Origin of the sequence: Demequina sp. (assembly GCF_049841215.1) — a bacterium.
Classification (GTDB): Bacteria; Actinomycetota; Actinomycetes; order Actinomycetales; family Demequinaceae; genus Demequina.
In genome coordinates this window covers 334,503-352,863 of the sequence record NZ_JASGEO010000013.1, presented here as the reverse complement: position 1 = coordinate 352,863, position 18,361 = coordinate 334,503, and the positions used below count along the sequence as shown (strand labels likewise).

General features: G+C 65.0%; 12 protein-coding genes. 8 read left to right on the top strand and 4 right to left on the bottom strand.

Annotated features, from left to right (window positions below; genetic code table 11):
• The first annotated feature begins 77 nt into the window (after positions 1 to 77).
• The 3 genes from QM618_RS07570 to QM618_RS07560 are packed head-to-tail and all read left to right on the top strand — an operon-like array spanning position 78 to position 2,955.
• A complete protein-coding gene (locus QM618_RS07570; protein ID WP_428096321.1) occupies positions 78 to 1,097 on the top strand; it encodes a hypothetical protein in 1,020 nt (339 codons plus the stop codon).
• A complete protein-coding gene (locus QM618_RS07565; protein ID WP_428096318.1) occupies positions 1,094 to 2,074 on the top strand; it encodes a hypothetical protein in 981 nt (326 codons plus the stop codon). Before QM618_RS07570 ends, QM618_RS07565 begins: the two co-directional genes overlap by 4 nt.
• Positions 2,071 to 2,955, top strand: coding sequence for a tetratricopeptide repeat protein (locus QM618_RS07560; protein WP_428096315.1), 885 nt, complete (start codon positions 2,071 to 2,073; stop codon positions 2,953 to 2,955). Before QM618_RS07565 ends, QM618_RS07560 begins: the two co-directional genes overlap by 4 nt.
• 141 nt (positions 2,956 to 3,096) lie before the next feature.
• On the opposite strand, the gene glgB is transcribed toward QM618_RS07560, so the two are convergent.
• The 4 genes from glgB to QM618_RS07540 all read right to left on the bottom strand — a co-directional run bounded on the left by glgB (position 3,097) and on the right by QM618_RS07540 (position 10,160).
• The gene (gene glgB / locus QM618_RS07555) at positions 3,097 to 5,259 is read right to left on the bottom strand and encodes a 1,4-alpha-glucan branching protein GlgB (RefSeq protein ID WP_428096312.1); all 2,163 of its coding nucleotides are present in this window, start codon (positions 5,257 to 5,259) and stop codon (positions 3,097 to 3,099) included.
• Positions 5,252 to 6,937 carry a maltose alpha-D-glucosyltransferase gene (treS, locus tag QM618_RS07550; protein WP_428096309.1) on the bottom strand — a complete coding sequence of 562 codons (1,686 nt, stop codon included), beginning with the start codon at positions 6,935 to 6,937 and terminating at the stop codon, positions 5,252 to 5,254. Before treS ends, glgB begins: the two co-directional genes overlap by 8 nt.
• Positions 6,934 to 8,943, bottom strand: coding sequence for an alpha-1,4-glucan--maltose-1-phosphate maltosyltransferase (locus QM618_RS07545; protein ID WP_428096306.1), 2,010 nt, complete (start codon positions 8,941 to 8,943; stop codon positions 6,934 to 6,936). The genes treS and QM618_RS07545 overlap by 4 nt, the downstream gene beginning before the upstream one ends.
• A 203-nt stretch (positions 8,944 to 9,146) precedes the next feature.
• The gene (locus QM618_RS07540; RefSeq protein WP_428096304.1) at positions 9,147 to 10,160 is read right to left on the bottom strand and encodes a LacI family DNA-binding transcriptional regulator; all 1,014 of its coding nucleotides are present in this window, start codon (positions 10,158 to 10,160) and stop codon (positions 9,147 to 9,149) included.
• A 194-nt stretch (positions 10,161 to 10,354) separates the two neighbouring features.
• On the opposite strand from QM618_RS07540, the gene QM618_RS07535 reads away from it, so the two are divergent.
• The 5 genes from QM618_RS07535 (at position 10,355) to QM618_RS07515 (ending at position 18,350) form a co-directional block, all read left to right on the top strand.
• Positions 10,355 to 12,382, top strand: a complete 2,028-nt coding sequence (locus QM618_RS07535) for a beta-galactosidase (RefSeq protein ID WP_428096301.1) — start codon at positions 10,355 to 10,357, stop codon at positions 12,380 to 12,382.
• A gap of 136 nt (positions 12,383 to 12,518) precedes the next feature.
• Positions 12,519 to 13,790: a sugar ABC transporter substrate-binding protein gene (locus tag QM618_RS07530; protein WP_428096298.1), complete on the top strand. Its 1,272-nt coding sequence runs from the start codon at positions 12,519 to 12,521 to the stop codon at positions 13,788 to 13,790.
• A gap of 113 nt (positions 13,791 to 13,903) precedes the next feature.
• Positions 13,904 to 15,508 (top strand): ABC transporter permease subunit, encoded by a 1,605-nt coding sequence (locus QM618_RS07525; RefSeq protein ID WP_428096295.1) that lies wholly within the window; start codon positions 13,904 to 13,906, stop codon positions 15,506 to 15,508.
• Positions 15,509 to 15,510: 2 nt separating this feature from the next.
• The gene (locus QM618_RS07520) at positions 15,511 to 16,410 is read left to right on the top strand and encodes a sugar ABC transporter permease (RefSeq protein ID WP_428096292.1); all 900 of its coding nucleotides are present in this window, start codon (positions 15,511 to 15,513) and stop codon (positions 16,408 to 16,410) included.
• Between the two features lie 8 nt (positions 16,411 to 16,418).
• Positions 16,419 to 18,350, top strand: a complete 1,932-nt coding sequence (locus QM618_RS07515) for a glycosyl hydrolase 53 family protein (protein WP_428096288.1) — start codon at positions 16,419 to 16,421, stop codon at positions 18,348 to 18,350.
• Positions 18,351 to 18,361 lie beyond the last annotated feature (11 nt).

Genomic DNA, 18,361 nt, shown 5'->3' with positions numbered 1-18,361 from the left:
ATGAGGAACAAAGCGACGGTTGGCCCCTCTCGTGCGTTACTTCTAGAGTGTCTTGACGAATGTAAGGAGTTTTTCCAGTGACGTTGCGAACAGCAGGCCTCATTGCAGGTGTGCTTGGTGTGATCCTGCTGGCGGTGGGACTCATCGCCAATGCGGTCAAACCGGCCTCCGAGGGCTCGCCAAGCGCAGCCTTTGACACCACCGTTGTGGTGGTCACCCCTGACCTCCTTGCCCTTTCGCCCGACGGCGTGCTCACCATCGAGGCAAGCGGCGCCTATGCGACGCACACGGCCCGGGTGCAGGATGCCGACGCCTGGACGGCCTCGCGCGGTGCGGTGACGCTGACTGGGGTTGCCGATTGGGACACCCTCACCTTTGATACGGCAGACCCCGTTGTTGTCTCTCCAACGACGTCGGCGAGTCCCTCCCCGAGTGCGTCACCAAGCACTTCGCCGAGCTCCTCGCCCACTGCCTCCCCCTCGACGAGCGCCTCGCCGAGCCCAACAGCGAGCCCCAGCCCCAGCGTCGGGCCTACGCCTTTGGGTTCGCAAGACATTTGGCGCAACACCGCGCAAAGCGAAAACGAGTACACGATCGCCACGGTGGATGTGCCGGCTGGCCTTGCGCTTGTGGTGGAGGCGCTTGGCGATGCGAAGCTCACCGACGCGTCCCTGACGTTGCCGCGTACCGTCGACGACGACTGGATCATGCAAGTGATCTGGTGGGGCGTTGGCCTCACGATCATTGGACTGATCGCGCTTATCGCGCTGTTTGTCGACGTGCGGCCCGCGCAGAAGAAGGGCGAGGAGTGGATTGCTCAGCGTTCCGCGATCGGTTCCGGAAAGCAGGCGCCTAAGCCCGGTAGCCGCCGCGAGCGACGCGAACGTGGCGCGGCAATGCCCGTCGCCTTGCTTCCCGCGGAGCCCACCACCACCGGGTCCATTCCGATCCTCGTGGAGGAGCAGCCGTCCACCGGGGACGTGCCAATGATCGCGATCGCCGAGCGCGGGCAGCCAGCACCGCCTCCCGCGGCGGCAGAGCCTGCCTTGGAGGCGTTCCAACCACCCGCAACCGAGACTGAGGAGGACCGCTCATGAAGCGCACGGCCATCCTCATCGTCGCCGCCGCGGGTGTGCTGACGCTGTCCGCATGCACACCGCCCGTGCCCGTGGTGTCTCCCGCTCCCTCGCCCTCCGAGGCGGCGGCAGTAGTGGAGTCGCAAGCGGAGCGCATCATCCCTGAGACGTTCACCGAGCTAGCCGCCGCGGACGAGGCGCAAGACTCGAGCCTGCTCACCAACCGGATAGGCGGCGACGCCAAGACGGTGCGTGCCGCGCAATACAAGCAGGCGAAGGCGGACAAGAAACTCACGCCAGACGTGCTGCCCGACGACATGCAGGCCGTTTACGTGAGCGGCGCCGACACGTGGCCGCGCGTGCTCGTTGGCGTCACGGAGCAGCCTGCAGAGGACATCACACCCGTGGTGATGCTGTGGGTGCAGGATTCCGTGGACACCGATTACCAATTGCGCAGTTGGGCGCACATGATCCCTGGAGCGACCCTGCCCGCGATGGCGAGCCCCGCAACGGGCGCCGCGCAGCTTGCGCTCAACGACCCCGACATGGACCCCACGCCGGGCACGGTGCTCGAGAACTACGTCAAACTGCTTACCGAAGGAAAGAGCAGCGAGCTGAACGACGACTTTGCTCCGGACACGTACCGGGAACAGCTCTTCACCGCGCGCAAGGTATTGACCGCGGCCGCGAAGAAGGCCAAGGGCTCGTACAAGGACACAGTGGCCTACGACGAAGAGTCGGCGTACGTGTTGCAGACCGCGGATGGGGGAGCGCTGATCTTCGCTCCAGTGACGATCAAGTCAACCTTCAAGGTCAAGGGCGCGAAGGTCTCGGTGCCCGCCGCTGACAAGGCGCTGCTTAGCGGCGGGAAGCTCACCACCCAGGTGGTGCACACGTACCGCGACCAGCTCGTGCTCTACATCCCCGGCCCGGCCACGGACTCCAATCCCGGAGTCGTTGCCGCGGACCACAACCTCGTGAAGGTGAGCCCCAAGTGACAGTTCCGCCCGTGCGCGGCGCGGTAGACCTCGCCGCGCTCGCGGCCCAGGCTCGCCGCTCAGAACAGGGCACGCCCCAGGGTGCCGTGGAAATCACCGAACAGTCGCTGAACGACCTCGCACAGCGCTCGCTGACCACGCCCGTGCTGATGGTGTTCGTGTCCTCTGCGTCCCCGGCATCGAACGACCTCGCACAGCGCCTCGCCACCCTAAGCGCGGAGGAGGGAGGCGACGTGGTGATCGGCGTGTGCGACGTTGACGCTCAGCCCGCCATCGCGCAGGCGCTGCAGATCAACGCGGTGCCCTCCGTGGTGGCGCTGCTTGGTGGCCGGCCGGCCCCCGTGTTCCAGGGGTCCGCGGACGACCAGCAGCTGCGCTCCGTGGTGCAGCAGATCGTCCAGGTGGCCCGCGAGGCAGGACTTGGCGCGGCCGACGGCGACGCCCCCCAGGAGCCCGTCGAGGCCCCCTTGCCGCCCTTGCACCAAGAGGCGTACGACGCGATCGAGCGGGACGACCTACCCGCCGCAATCGCCGCGTACGAGAAGGCCATCAAGGAGAACCCGCGCGATGCCGAAGCCAAAGCCGGCCTTGCGCAGGTGCGGCTCATGCACCGAACTCGTGACGCCGATCCGCAGGCCGTGCGCTCAGCCGCCGCAGCGTCGGACAGCGACGTTGCCGCGCAACTGGCGGTTGCCGATCTGGACGTGCTTGGGGGAGCCGTGGAGGACGCGTTTGCGCGGCTCATTGACGTAGTGCGCGCCACCGCGGGCGACGAGCGCGATGCGGTGCGCGAGCGTCTTGTGGAGCTTTTCGACATCGTTGGTGCGGAGGATCCGCGCGTGGCGGCGGCAAGGCGAGCCCTGGCGGCAGCCCTCTACTGAGAATCACCTCTCCACACACAGCGAATGCCTCTCCACACAGCGGCCTGCGTGTGACGCAGCGTGTGTGCGGGGAGTGAAGTCGCAGACTCCTTCACGACCACATTTTGTGTGGAGAGTTGTTTGGGTTGTGTGGAGGGGTGATCAGTTCGAGGGGCGCAGGATGACCGCGCCTAGCGGGGGCAGGCGGAGCGTCGCGACCGCTGGCTGACCCTTCCAGCCCTTGGCCTGCGCCTCGATGTGGCCCATGTTGCCCACGCCGGAACCTCCGTAGATGGAGGAGTCCGTGTTGAGCACCTCGTCCCAGCCACCGGCGAAGGGGAGGCCAAGGCGGTAACCCTCGTGCGGCACGCCCGCGAAGTTCACGGCTACCACCACCACGTTGCCGGCGGCGTCGTACCTGGCATATGCCAAGACGTTGTGCTCGCTGTCGTCTGCATCGATCCACTGGAAGCCCGTGGGGTCGGAGTCCTTCTCCCACAGCGACGGCGTGGAGCGGTAGAGGGCGTTGAGGTCCCGCGTGAGGTCCTTCAGGCCCGCGTGCAGGCCATCCTCCAGGTGCCACCAGTCGAGCGAACGGCCTTCTGACCACTCCGCCTCTTGGCCAAACTCGCAACCCATGAACAGCAACTGCTTGCCCGGGTGGGTCCACTGGTACGCGAGCAGCGCGCGCACTCCGGCCACCTTCTGCCACTGGTCGCCCGGCATGCGGTCCATGAGCGATCCCTTGCCGTGCACCACCTCGTCGTGGCTGATGGGCAGCATGAACTGCTCTGAGAACGCGTACATGAGTGAGAACGTGATCCCGTGGTGGTGGTACGAGCGGTTGATTGGCGACTCTTGCATGTACCGCAAGGTGTCGTTCATCCAGCCCATGTTCCACTTGAGGCCAAAGCCAAGCCCGCCCGCGTTCGTCGGCGCCGTGACGCCGGGCCACGCGGTGGACTCCTCCGCGATCATCACGATCCCCGCGTTGGCGCGATAGGCCACCGCGTTCGCCTCCTGCAAGAACGCGATCGCGTCGAGGTTCTCGCGGCCTCCATGGACGTTGGGGCGCCACTGACCGGCCTCACGCGAGTAGTCGAGATACAGCATGGACGCGACGGCGTCCACGCGCAGGCCGTCGGCGTGGAACTCGTGCAGCCAGTAGGAGGCGTTCGCGACGAGGAAGTTGTGCACCTCTGGGCGCCCAAAGTCGAAGATGAACGTGCCCCAGTCCGGCTGCTCTCCGCGCAGCGGATCCGGGTGCTCGTAGAGGGGGGTGCCGTCAAATCGCCCAAGTGCCCACTCGTCTTTGGGGAAGTGCCCTGGCACCCAGTCGAGGATCACGCCGATTCCCGCCTGATGCAGCGAATCCACGAGGAACCGGAAGTCGTCCGGAGAGCCAAAGCGGGACGTGGGCGCGAAGTACGACGACACCTGGTAGCCCCACGAGCCCCCAAACGGGTGCTCCATGACGGGCATGAACTCCACATGGGTGAAGTTCAGCTCCTTCACGTACGCGACGAGCTCGCGCGCCAGGTCGCGATACGAGAGCCCTTGACGCCATGAGCCCAAGTGCACCTCATAGACGCTCATGGGGGACTGGTGCGGTTGGTGACGCGGGCGGTCCTCCATCCACGCGCCATCGCTCCACGTGTAGGAAGACTCGGCAACGACCGACGCAGTTTGCGGCGGGCGCTCAGCGGACTTGGCCATGGGGTCGGCTTTCTGGCGCCACCGCCCGTCCTTGCCAAGAATCTCAAACTTATAGGTGGTGCCGGCGCCTACGCCCGGCACAAAGAGCTCCCACACGCCGGAGGCACCAAGCGAGCGCATGGCGTGGCTAGCGCCTTGCCACATGTTGAAGTCGCCAACGATGCGCACTGCGCGAGCATTTGGAGCCCACACGGCGAACGCCGTTCCCGTCACGTCGCCGAGCACCGACGGGTAGCGCTTGACGTTGGCGCCAAGCACCTCCCACAGCCGTTCGTGACGGCCCTCGCGAATGAGGTGCAGATCAAGTTCGCCAAGCGTCGGAAGGAAGCGGTACGGGTCATCAGTGGTGACGGGCTCGGCATCGTAGGTCACCCGCACGCGATAGTCGGGTGCCTCCTTGCCGGGCACCTCGGCACGCCACACGCCGTGGTGTTCGTGCTTTGCGTCGACATCGCCGTCAAGCGTCTCAATGACCACAGACGACGCAAGCGGACGCAAGACGCGAATGGTGACCACGCCGTCGGCCACATGGGGACCCAAAACCGAGTGCGGCTGATAGTAGGTGCCGGCCGCAACGTCGGCGAGTACGGAGTCGTCAACCTTAGCCACGGCGAACCACCAACCAATAGAAGGAATGCGGAGCAAAGGTGAGGCGCAACGTACCGTCCTCCGACACGTCCTGGAACGGCGTCTTATGGACGATCGTACTCACCTTCCTGCCCGCGTGTTCCGGGAGGGATAGCAGGCCAGATGCTTGCCGCGATGAGAAGTTCATCGCCACCAGCACTGACTCCTCCGGATGGGTCCTGAGAAACGAGAATACTGACGGGTTGTCGCACGGCACATCTTCATAGCCGCCGTCGCTGAACGCGGGGTGTTGGGCGCGCGCCGCGAGAAACCGCCGCAACCAGTACAGCAGCGAGGTGTCCTGAGCGAGCGACGACTCCACGTTGACCCCGTTGTAGTGGTGCACCAGGGATTGCACGATAGGCAGGTAGAGCGCACCGGGATCTGCAGCGCTGAAGCCCGCGTTGCGGTCAGGGGTCCACTGCATGGGGGTGCGGACGGAGTCGCGATCCGGGAGCCACACGTTGTCGCCCATCGCGATCTCGTCGCCGTAGTACAGGCACGGGGTGCCGGGCAGGCTGAGGATGAGCGCATGGGCGAGTTCCAGCGCGTGCCGCGAGTTGTCGAGCAGGGGAGCGAGGCGCCGGCGGATGCCGGTGTGGGCCTTCATCTGGGGGTGCGGCGCGTACCACGCGAGCATCTGGGCGCGCTCGTCCTCGCTCACCATCTCAAGCGTGAGCTCGTCATGATTGCGCAGGAATGTGGACCACTGCCCGTTGGCTGGCGGTACCGGGGTGTCGTGGAGCACCGCGCGTAAGTGCGTCGCGTCCTCCGCCTTGATCGAGTAGAAGATGCGGGGCATGACGGGGAAGTGGAAGCACATGTGGCATTCCGGCTCCTCGTCGGTGCCGAAGTACTCGGCGGCCTCATGAGGGGGCTGGTTTGCCTCGGCGAGCAGCACCGCGCCGGGCGCCTCGCGGTCCACGAGGGCGCGCAGTTCGCGCAGGAACGCGTGTGTGCGGGGGTCGTTTTCCCCGGCGTTGCCCTCGTCCTCGAACAGGTATGGGACGGCGTCGAGGCGGAAGCCGTCGATGCCCTTTGCTAGCCAGAAACTCGCGATGTCGAGCATCTCTTGGCGCACCGCGGGGTTCTCGAAGTTGAGGTCGGGCTGGTGAGAGTAGAAGCGGTGCCAGAAGTACTGCTCGCGCACCGGATCCCACGCCCAGTTAGTGGTCTCCACGTCGGTGAAGATAACGCGCGCATCCGTCCACTTGTCGTTCGTGTCCGACCACACGTAGTAGTCCCCGTACGGGCCGTTGCGATCGTGGCGAGAGGCCTGGAACCAGGGGTGTTGGTCGCTCGTGTGGTTCATCACGAGGTCGATCGTGATGCGCATGCCGCGCTTGTGGACCTCGTCGATGAGCTCCTCGAAGTCTGCCATGGTGCCGTACCGCGGATCCACCGAGCGGTAGTCCGCAACATCGTAGCCGCCGTCGCGCAGTGGCGACGGGTAGAACGGCGGCAGCCACAGCGCATCCACGCCAAGCCACGCCAGATAGTCGAGGCGCTTGATGAGACCGCGAAGGTCTCCAAGGCCGTCGCCGTCGCTGTCCCTAAAGCCCCTCACCAGCACCTCGTAGAACACCGCGGTGCGGTACCACAGGGGGTCCTTTGTGAGATCGCGCTCGCGCTTGGGAAGTGATCGCAAGAGTTCTTTCACGACGACACCCCCGGGCGGACGGCGGCCGCGTGCGCCAAGGTCACGTGGGGATCGAACCTCACGAAGAACTCACGCCCCCACTGGAACGAGGCACCGGTGACGGCGTCGTCTACGGTGAGCACAGCGTCGTCCCTTAACCCAAGTGCGCCGAGGTCTAGCCACACCACTCCCTCTTGGGTGTGGTGGGGATCGAAGCTCACCACGGTGATGACCGTGTCCGCGCGGCCCGTGGGTGACTCTTCCGCGCTCAAGTGGCGTGAATAACACAGCACGTTGGGGTTGGAACTTGGGTGCACGGTGAGCCCTCGCAGCCGCCGCAGGCTCACGTGGCGAGCGCGGAGCCGGTTGAGCGTAGTGAGCAGCGTCTCGATGCCGTAGCGATCGGCCTGCGCCCAATCGCGCGCCTTGAACTCGTACTTCTCGTTGTCGATCTGCTCCTCGACGCCGGGCCGGGGCACGTTCTCCACGAACTCATAGCCCGTGTAGATGCCGTAACTGGGGGAGCCGGTCGCCGCAAGCACCGCGCGCATGCGGTACAGCGCGGGCCCGCCGTGCTGCATGTCTGGGGTGAGGATGTCGTGCGTTGTGGGCCAGAAGTTGGGTCGCATATAGAAGGACGACGGCCCGCTCACCTCGGTGAGGTACTCCGCCATCTCCGCGGCGTCTTGACGCCACGTGAAGTACGTGTACGACTGGTGGAAGCCGATCTTCGCGAGCGTGTGCATCATCGCCGGCCGCGTAAAGGCCTCCGCGAGGAAGATGACGTCCGGATGGTGCTGCGCGAAGTGCGCGAGCAACTGCTCCCAGAACGTCAGCGGCTTGGTGTGCGGGTTGTCAACGCGGAACAGCGTCACACCCGCGGCCACCCAGTGCTCGAGCACGTCCCGAATGGCCTCGTAAATGCCTTGCGGGTCGTTGTCGAAGTTGAGCGGGTAAATGTCTTGGTACTTCTTTGGCGGGTTCTCCGCGTACGCGATGGTGCCGTCGAGCCGCGTGGTGAACCACTCCGGGTGCGCGGTTACCCACGGGTGGTCGGGCGAGCACTGGAGCGCGAGGTCCAGCGCCACCTCGAGCCCAAGTTCGCGCGCGCGAGCCGTGAAGTTCTTGAACTGCCGCAGCGTGCCCAGTTGCGGGTGAATGGCGTCGTGGCCGCCCTCCGCAGCGCCAATCGCGTACGGGCTGCCGGGGTCTCCCGCCTCCGCCTTGAGCGAGTTGTTGCGCCCCTTGCGGTGGGTGAGGCCGATGGGGTGGATGGGCGTCAGGTACACCACGTCGAACCCCATCGCCGCGATCGCGGGAAGGCGCCTGGCCGCGGTAGTGAACGTCCCGGAGGCCCACTCGCCGGTGCGCTTATTGAGCTTGGCGCCTTCTGAACGGGGGAAAATCTCGTACCAGGCCGACGCTAGGGCACGTTCTCGTTGCACCACCAGTGGGTAGTCGGGCGAGGTGGTCACCCATTCGCGCAACGGTGCGGCGGTGAGGACGTCCCGGACTGCCGTCGAGAGTGCCGGAGCGAGCCGCGATTCGGGGTCTTGCCTACCGTCCTGAAGCGCGGCTATCGCGTCGCGCAAGAGCTGTTGCTTAGCGTCGGGCCTGCGAACTTCCGTGACGGCGCGGGTGAGGACCGCGACGCCCTCATCGAGCATGAGCTGAACGTCGACGCCGGCGTGGATCTTGACGCGAGCCGCGTGCGCCCAGGTCTCGACGGGATCCGACCACGCTTCTACGCGGAACGTGTGACCGCCCTCTGCGCTTGGCAGGTAGGTGGCCTCGTAGAGGCTGTTTCCCCACTCCTTGACTGGCATGGGGATCACCTGAGTGCGCCCAGAGGGGCGCGTGATGACGACGTTCGCGCCCACAGCGTCGTGACCCTCGCGGAAGATTGTTGCGGTGATGGGGACGGCTTCGCCGATAACGGCGCGCGCTGGCCAGCGTCCCTCCTCGAGCACCGGGCCCACTCCCACAATGGGGATGCGGCCAACGGACAGTACCTGGGGCGCTGGCATATACCGAAACTACTAGGGATTGCTCAGGGTTGGTACCTCGACCCCGCGCGCCCCTCCACACACGGCGAATGCCTCTCCACACAAGACATCGCTTGCCGTCACGGTTTCGTGCTTGGCTTGCTCGGCCCTAGGTAGCGAGAAGCTGAAATTGTGTGGAGGGGTGATCGGTGTGTGTGGAGGGGTGATCGCGTGCGGCGGGAGGGTTAGCTGCTTTCGCGGACTACCAGGGTGGTGGGGAGCACCACCGACGGCGGCTCTTTGCCCTCGATGACGTGGAGGAGCACGTCCACCATGTTGTCTGAGACCTGGTCAAAGGGCTGACGCATCGTCGTGAGAGGTGGCTCCAGGGTGGCCGCGAGGCCAGAGTCGTCGAAGCCGGTCACCGCGATGTCGTCAGGTACACGCTTACCGTTTCGGCGCAAAGTTGCCATCGCGCCGGCGGCCATGAGGTCCGACGCGGCGAAGACGGCGTCGATGTCTGGGGCGCGGTCGAGGAGGCGCTGCATCGCCTCTGCGCCGGACTCGGTGGTGTAATCGCCTGCCTCGACGAGGGCCGGATCAAAGAGGTCTCCGAGTTCCTCTTGGAAGCCAACGAGACGGTACCGACCGCCGGGAGTGTCCTCCGGCCCGGTGATGGTGGCGATGCGCGTGTAGCCGCGGTCGAGGAGGTGGCGGGTCATGATGCGCGCGGAGCCAATCTCGTCTACCTGGACGCTGGGAACGTTGTCCGCGCGGCCAAGGACGCCACCGCAGACGACGGTGGGAACGCCTGCCGCTACAAGCAGATCAAGGAGCGGCTCGGACTCGTGAGAGGACACCAGCATGACGCCGTCCACGTGACCCCCAGACACGAACTGGGCCACGTTTTCCCGTTCAGCAGCGGTGCCAGCGACCAGGAGGACGAGCGTCATGTGGCGGCGCGCGAGTGACTCAGCTGCGCCGCGCAAGAGGATGGAGAACGTGGGGTCAGCGAAGAGCAGGTGCTGAGGTTCGGTGAGCAAGAAGGCCAGCGAATTGGCCCTGCCGGTTGCGAGCGAGCGCGCGTGGTGGTTGGCGTGATAGCCGGTTGACTCGATGGCCTGCTCCACCGCGCGGCGGGCGTCGGGGGATACCCAGTGCCCGCCATTGATGACGCGCGAAACGGTTCCGCGAGAGACCCCGGCCGCTGCCGCTACGTCGCGAATGGTGGGCTTGCGTTGCTTCGTTGGTGACGCCACAACTGCCAAGAGTAGCGCTCGAATCGATGCGGTAGGGGATTTGGACTGTGAACGGTCACAGATCGGTAACAAGATGTGTATCAATTTGGCAACAAAACGATGTAACCGTTTACACTGGGACCGGTCACAGTGTTCTGATGTGACAATGAAGTTCCGGGTAGTCGCCTGACCGCCCACTGATCCAACGGAGTGTCATGACCTTGCCAGCAGCCTGGCCGGCCGTCTCGGGTATCGCCTACGGAGGCGACTACAACCCTGAGCAGTGGCCGCGCGAGACGTGGCATGAGGACGTCCGTCTCATGCGTGAGGCAGGCGTCAATCTCGTCAGCGTAGGCATCTTCTCGTGGGGCCTCATCGAGACCTCTGAAGGCGTCTTCGACTTCAGTTGGCTCGACGAACTCCTCGACCTCTTGCACGAGAACGGCATCGCCGTAGACCTCGGCACTCCCACCGCCTCCCCGCCCGCGTGGTTCTTCAAGAAGTACCCCCACGCCGCCGCGGTGAACAAGAACGGCGTTGCGATGGGCTTTGGCTCTCGCGGCATGGCCTCGCACAGCGCGGGGGAGTACACCAAGGCCGCCGCCAACCTCGCGGGTGAACTTGCCCGACGCTACGGCCAGCACCCCGCGATCGTGATGTGGCACGTCCACAACGAGTACGGCGTTCCCGTTGGCGAGGACTACTCGGAGGCCGGGGTTGGCGCCTTCCGCCAATGGCTTCGCACTCGCTACGGCACTCTCGACGCGCTCAACGCCGCGTGGGGCACCGCATTCTGGGGCCAGCACTACGAGGAGTGGCTGCAGATCGGCGCCCCTGCCGCGGTGCCCTCGGCTATCAACCCCGCCCAGATGCTTGACTTCATGCGCTTCACCGACGCCCAGCTGCGCGAGTGCTACATCATCGAGCGCGACGCAATCCGCGCCTACGCGAGCCAGCCCATCACCACCAACTTCATGGCGCACCAGTCCTTCACGACGGAGCTGTGGAAATGGGCAGAGATCGTCGATATCGTCGCGAACGACCACTACCTGACCGCCGCAGACCCGGAAGGCGAAATCGGACTCGCGCTCGCCGCCGACTACACGCGCTCTCTCGCCGGTGGCAAGCCGTGGATCCTCATGGAACACTCGACGTCCGCCGTCAACTGGCAGCCGCGCAACGTCGCCAAGCGTCCAGGAGAGATGGCGCGCAACTCGCTCAGCCACTTCGGCCGTGGCGCGGATGCCATCCTGTTCTTCCAGTGGCGCGCTTCGCGCTCGGGCGCGGAGAAGTTTCACTCGGCGATGCTTCCCCACGCGGGAACGGATTCGCGCGTGTGGCGTGAGGTCGTTGACCTCGGCGCCAAGCTCGGCAAGCTCGAAGACGTCAAGGGTTCCGAGGTCACGGCAGATGTCGCCGTGCTGTACGACCTCGAGTCAATCTGGGCACAAGAGCTCGAGTGGCGCCCCAGCGAGGACCTCGACCCCCGCGATCGCATTCGCGCGTACTACGAGCGGCTGTGGCGCGACGGGATCACCGTTGACCTTGCCCACCCAAGTGCTGACCTGTCTTCCTACAAGCTCGTGGTGGCCCCAGCGTCGTACCTACTCAGTACGGCCGACGCTGCCAACCTGACCACGTACGTCCAGAACGGCGGCACGCTGCTTGTGTCGTGCTTCTCTGCCATCGTGGACGAGCACGACGCTGTGCACGAGGGCGGCTTCGTGGCTCCCCTTCGCGAGGCGCTTGGTTTGACGGTGGAGGAGTTCTTGCCGCTGCGCGAGAACGTCACCGTTGGCGCCATGATGGCCGACGGCACCGCGCTGGCCCCCACCGTATGGCAAGAGGACATCCGCCTCGAGGGCGCGGACGTCGTAGCGACGCACACCGACGGCCCAGGAGCCGGCGAGCCCGCGGTCACGCGCAACGCCTTCGGCGAGGGAACTGGCTGGTACGTGGGCACTGTCCTGAGTGTCGCTGACCTCGCACCCGTGCTAAACCGGGTGTATGAGGACGCTGGGATCTCAGCGTCGGCCCTGCCGGAGGGCGTGGAGGTTGTCACGCGCCACGGCGTAAACGAAGACTTCGTCATCGCGATCAACCACCGCGACGACGCCGTGGCGCTCGGCGTCACGGGAGAAGACTTGCTCTCCGGAGATTCCGTATCCGGGGAGTGGGAGCTCGGGGCGGGGGATGTTGCGGTGATCCGCACCGCCGTCGCCTCCGAAGGGGGTGGTCGCTGATCGTCGCCACCGCAATGAGCATTACCGCTCGGCAGGAAACCACAACTGAGGCGGGAAGCCCTCCCGCACACCTCGTCGCAATGACGCGTACCACCGAGGACGCGCAGTGTGGCACAACCCCTGGAAGGAACATTCCATGATCAAGAAGATCGGCATTGGCGCCGCCGTTGTGGCGGTCGCCGGTCTGCTGGCTGCGTGCAGCTCCAGCGAAGACCCCACGACGTCGGCAGCGCCGTCGCCGTCGGACACGACGCCCGCCATCGACGGCACCGGCGTCACCCTGACCATCTGGGTTGACGAGAACCGTCAGCCCGCCGTCGACGCCGCCGCCAAGACGTTCGAAGAGGAGACCGGCGCCACCGTCGAGCTCGTCGTCAAGAACTTCGAGGACATTCGCGCCGACTTCATCGCCCAGGTTCCCACCGGCGAGGGCCCCGACATCACGATCGGTGCTCACGACTGGCTTGGTGGCCTCGTGACGGCCGGTGTGGTTGCTCCGGTTGACCTTGGTGACAAGGCTGGCGAGTTCGAGAAGGTCGCCGTTGACGCCTTCTCGTACGACGGCCAGACCTACGGCCTGCCGTACGCCACCGAGGCTGTTGCCCTCATCTACAACACCGACCTTGTTGGTGCTGACGCCCCCACCTCGTGGGACGACATGATCCAGAAGGGCAAGGACTCCGGCGCCGAGCGTCCGTTCGTCATCAACGTCAATGCCCCCACGGGTGACGGCTACACCATGTACCCGTTCCAGACGTCGTTCGGTGCTCCCGTGTTCGTTCAGGACGCGTCCGGCTCGTACACGAACGAGGTTGGCATGGGCGGCGCCGCTGGCGAGGCCTTCGCGACCTGGCTCGGCGAGAACGGCGACAAGGGCACCGGTTACATCTCCGGTGACATCGACTACGCAACGAACAACTCGCTGTTCGCTGACGGCAAGGCTGCGTACACCGTTGCCGGCCCGTGGGCGATCGCTGACCTCACCGCCAAGGGCGTTCCGATCGCTGTGTCGGCCGTTCCGTCTGCCGGTGACTCGACCGCGTCTCCGTTCGTTGGTGTTCAGGGCTTCTACCTGAGCGCTCAGTCCGAGAACGCGCTCATCGCGAACGCGTTCCTCACGCAGTACATGGCCACCCCCGAGGCGCAGATGGCGCTCTTCGAGGCTGACCCCCGTATCCCGGCGATGACCTCGGTTATGGAGCAGGTGTCCGCTGACACCGCCAACTTCCCCTACACGGGTGGTTTCGCGGCGTCCGCAAGCGGCGGCGTGCCCATGCCTTCCATCCCCGAGATGGGTTCCGTGTGGGACCTCTGGAACGCTGCTCAGATCAAGATCATCACCGGTGCGGACCCCGTCCCCACCTGGAACAAGATGATTGAGGACCTGAACGCGGCTCTCGCTGGCTAATTAGCTGGTAGGTGGGGCGGGGCGCTTCTTGCGCCCCGCCCCACGACACCGCCGCTTACGCGGCACAATGACCTTGGGACACTAAGTTTCTGAACCCCCGCAGGAGAGCAACGATGCCATCCACCACCGTCGACGCACCCGCGCCAACACCCCCTCGCACTTCTCACGCGCGCCGTTGGACCGGTATTGGCTGGGGCTTCATCGCCAAGCTTGCGTTGATGATGCTCGTCAACGCCTTTGGCTTGGCGGCCATCCTCTCTGCGGTCAACGCAGAGGCCTGGGGCATCATGACGGCCGCCATCGTGTTGCTCGTGGCAGCTGACTGGATCTACTTCTCCAAGCGCGCCGTCCCCCTCAAATACATCTTCCCCGGCCTCGTGTTCTTGCTGGTATTCCAGCTCTTCACGATGGCCTACACGGGCTACGTGGCGTTCACCAACTATGGAACGGGCCACAACCTTTCTCAAGAGCAGGCCGTTGACGCGGTGCTGATCCAGAACGAGAAGAAGGTGGATGGCTCTCCCAGCTACCCGCTGACGATCATTCAGGACCGCGGCACCCTTGGCTTCGCGATCGTGGACGGCGACGTCGTCAAGGCGGGTACCGCCGAGCAGCCACTGCAAGAGGTCCCGGACGCCACGATCGAGGGCGGCCGCGCAACCTCGGTGCCGGGCTTCGAGGTGATCCCCACCTCGGATATCTACACGAACCAGCAGCTGCAGAAGGACGTCGTTGTCTTGCGCGTGCCCGTCTCGGATGACGCCGACGAAGGCTCCATCCGTACTCAGGACGCGACCACGGGCGCGATCTACCGATCCACGATGGTGTGGGACGAGGGAGCCCAGACCTTTACGAACGTCGATACCGGCGTGGTGTACGTGGCTGACTCCAGCGTCGGTTCCTTTGTTGCTGAGGACGGCTCCACGCTTCCCGTTGGCTGGCACGTTGTCGTTGGCTTCGACAACTTCGTCAAGGCGTTTACGGACAAGAACTACTCGGAGGCGCTGCTCAAAGTCACCGCATGGACGTTCGCGTTCGCGATCCTCACGGTGCTCTCGAGCTTCTTTGTTGGCCTCATCCTCGCCATCATCTTCAACGACGACCGCATCCGCGGGCGCAAGATCTGGCGAACGCTGTTCATCCTCCCGTACGCCTTCCCCGCGTTCATGTCTGCGCTGTTGTGGAAGGGCATGCTCAACCGCACGTATGGCGTCATCAACGACTGGTTCCTCTTTGGGCTCGATGTGCCGTGGCTCTCGGACCCCACGATGGCGAGAGTTTCCGTGCTCATGGTGAACCTGTGGCTGAGCTACCCCTATTGGTTCCTCGTGTGCACGGGCGCCTTGCAATCGCTGTCCAAGGAGACCATGGAGGCGAGTCGCATCGACGGAGCAGGCGCCACCAGGCAGTTCCGCTCGATCACGCTGCCGCTGCTTCTCATCTCGACGGCGCCGCTTGCGATCGCCTCCTTCGCGTTCAACTTCAACAACTTCACGATTATCTGGATGCTCACCGGAGGTGGTCCGCCCATGGCGGACAGCAACACCGGCCTTGGCTATACGGACCTGCTCATCTCCGCGATCTACAAGATCTCCGGTGTTCAGGGTGGCAAGGCGGATTACGGACTCGCATCCGCGCTCTCGATCCTCGTGTTCATCGTCGTGGGTGTGGTTTCTGCCATCGCCTTCCGCCAGACCAAGAAGCTTGAGGAGTTCTAGCCATGGCTACGTCAGCACCTGTGCAAGAGACCGCCAAGCCGCGTCGCGTTCCCACGAAGCGTTCCCGGTGGGCGTTGGAGGTGGGCTGGAAGTACATCGTCGCGGTGGTGGTGGTGTTTGTTGCCGCGTTCCCGCTGGTCTACATCCTGTCCGCGTCGCTGTCGACGTCCGCGTCGCTGTCCGGATCCGCTCGTCTCTTTGAGAGCTTCAGCCTCACCAACTACCAGGCGCTGAGCGAGACCAAGTATTGGACGTGGGTGGTGAACACCCTGATCATTGGCTTCTCCACAGCGATTGGCGCCACGCTCATGGGCGCCGCGGCCGCGTACGCCTTCAGCCGCTTCCGCTTCAAGGGCCGCCGCACCTCGCTCACGAGCCTGCTGATCATCCAGATGTTCCCGCAGACCGTGGCGTTCATCGCGGTGTTCCTGCTGCTCATTTCGCTCGGCAACGTGATCCCCGCGCTTGGCCTCAACTCCAAGATTGCGCTGATCTGCGTCTACCTTGGCGGCGCTCTTGGCGCCAACACCTTCCTCATGTACGGCTTTTTCAACTCGATCCCGCAAGAACTCGACGAGGCGGCCAAGATGGACGGCGCCACCCACGCGCAGACGTTCTGGCGCCTCATCATGCCGCTCGTGACCCCCATCCTTGCGGTGGTTGCGCTACTGGGATTCATCACCGCGTTTGGCGACTTCATCCTGTCCAAGATCGTGCTGACCAAGGAAGACAACTGGACGCTGGCGGTGGGCATGTATGGCTGGGTCTCTGACCAGTTGACCGCCCGCTGGGGCATCTTTGCCGCGGGCGCGGTGATCGCGTCCATCCCGATTCTGGTGCTCTTCCTTGCCCTGCAGCGCTACATCGTTGGCGGCCTCACGTCCGGCTCGGTGAAGGGCTAACTCGATCCATGAAGTCCTTTTGGCGCACCGTCGCCGCCACCCTGGGAGCGGTCACAGTCACCGCTGGTATTTCGGGGTGTTCGGACGATTCCGGTCCCATTGAGGGCGGAATCGTGGTGAATAAGGTGGAGAACCTGCCGCAGGACTTCGTGGCGGGGGTGGATGTGTCCACGGTGCTCTCCCTTGAGGAATCGGGCGTCACGTTCAAGGACAACAACGGCAAAGAGGCAGACCTTTTCGACGTCCTCAAGCACAACGGCGTCACCCACGTGCGCGTGCGGGTGTGGAACGACCCGTTCGATGCGCAGGGTAACGGCTACGGCGGCGGCAACGTGTCCCCGGAACGCGCGATCGAGATTGGCAAGCGCGCCACAGACGCCGGCCTCAAGGTGCTCGTTGACTTCCATTACTCGGACTTCTGGGCGGATCCGGCCAAGCAGCAGGCGCCCAAGTCCTGGGCGGACATGTCCGACGGGGACAAGGCCATCGCCGCGGGTGACTTCACCCAGCAGATGCTCGTGCAGATGAAGGACGCGGGCGTGGACGTGGCCATGGTGCAGACCGGCAACGAGACCAATAACGGGGTTGCGGGAGTCACCGCGTGGAACGGCATGGCCGCAATCTTCAACGCGGGCGCCGCCGCCACGCGCGAGGTGTTCCCTGACGCGCTCGTGGCCGTCCACTTCACCAACCCCGAGCAAGAGGGTTCCTACGAGCGCATCGCCAAGATCCTCGACAACTTCGACGTGGATTACGACGTCTTCGCCAGCTCGTACTACCCGTTCTGGCACGGCACCCCGGAGAACCTCACGGCCGTGCTCAAGAGCATCGCCGACACCTACGGCAAGAAGGTCATGGTTGCCGAGACCAGCTGGTTGCGCACGCTCGACGATGCGGACGGCTACCCCAACGTCATCGGCGCGGCCGCCGATGCCACGCAGTACGCCATTTCGGAGCAGGGCCAGGCCGACGCTGTGCGGGCTGTGGTGCAGGCCGTCGCCGACGTAGGGGATGCCGGTGTTGGCGTCTTCTACTGGGAGCCGGCGTGGCTCCCGGTAGGTCCCCCAGACCAAGCAGAGGCCAACGCCAAGCTATGGGAGCAGTTCGGCTCTGGCTGGGCCACGAGCTTCGCGGGCTCCTACGACCCCAACGATGCCGCCGGCCAGGTGGGCGGCAGTGCGTGGGACAACCAATCACTCTTCGCCCCAGACGGCACGCCGCTCGAGTCGCTGCGAATCTTCGAGTACGTTCGCCGTGGCGCAACGGCCCCGCTCGCCGTCTCGCAGATCGATAGCCCGCAGGTGAAGGTCCAGGTGGGCGGCGTCGTCGAACTGCCGGCTACCGTCACCGTCCACTTCAACGACGGCACCAGTTCAGAGGACGAAGTGGCGTGGCAAGAGATCGCTGTCGACACCTCCCGCGAGGGCGTGCACGAGGTGAGCGGCACCCTAGCCAGCGGCGACAGCGTGACGGCGACCATCACCGTCGGGCCTATCAATGTGCTGGTAAACCCTGGTTTCGAGGACGACGACCTGTCGATGTGGACCCTGGACTCGGATGCCGCGACGTTTGCCGTGGTGGACGACAACGTGCCCGCGGCCATGGACGCGCGCGTGCTCAACTTCTGGAGCGACGCGGACTACTCGCTGTCCGTTGCCCAGACCGTCACCGGGCTCGAGCCGGGAACGTACAACGTCAAGGTCTCCGTACATGGGGAGGACAAGGACCCGGCGGGCGTCGCGCTCGCGCTCAACGCCAAGGGGTCCCAGGGGGAGTGGACGGCGCCGCTGCAGTTGAACGGCTGGCAGCAGTGGTACCAGGGGGTCATTGAAGGTGCGGTCGTAGGGGCCGACGGCACGCTCACCGTGAGCGTTGACGGCACCTTGGGCGCGGAGGACTGGGGATTTATCGACGGCTTCATCGTGGAGCCGGTGAACTAGGTAGAGGGAAA

Bases quoted from the DNA above. Each gene is read 5' to 3' on its own strand.
- QM618_RS07565 (WP_428096318.1), top strand. From the start codon at position 1,094: ATGAAGCGCACGGCCATCCTCATCGTCGCCGCCGCGGGTGTGCTGACG.
- QM618_RS07545 (WP_428096306.1), bottom strand. From the start codon at position 8,943: ATGCCAGCGCCCCAGGTACTGTCCGTTGGCCGCATCCCCATTGTGGGA.
- QM618_RS07535 (WP_428096301.1), top strand. From the start codon at position 10,355: ATGACCTTGCCAGCAGCCTGGCCGGCCGTCTCGGGTATCGCCTACGGA.
- QM618_RS07530 (WP_428096298.1), top strand. From the start codon at position 12,519: ATGATCAAGAAGATCGGCATTGGCGCCGCCGTTGTGGCGGTCGCCGGT.
- QM618_RS07525 (WP_428096295.1), top strand. From the start codon at position 13,904: ATGCCATCCACCACCGTCGACGCACCCGCGCCAACACCCCCTCGCACT.
- QM618_RS07520 (WP_428096292.1), top strand. From the start codon at position 15,511: ATGGCTACGTCAGCACCTGTGCAAGAGACCGCCAAGCCGCGTCGCGTT.
- QM618_RS07515 (WP_428096288.1), top strand. From the start codon at position 16,419: ATGAAGTCCTTTTGGCGCACCGTCGCCGCCACCCTGGGAGCGGTCACA.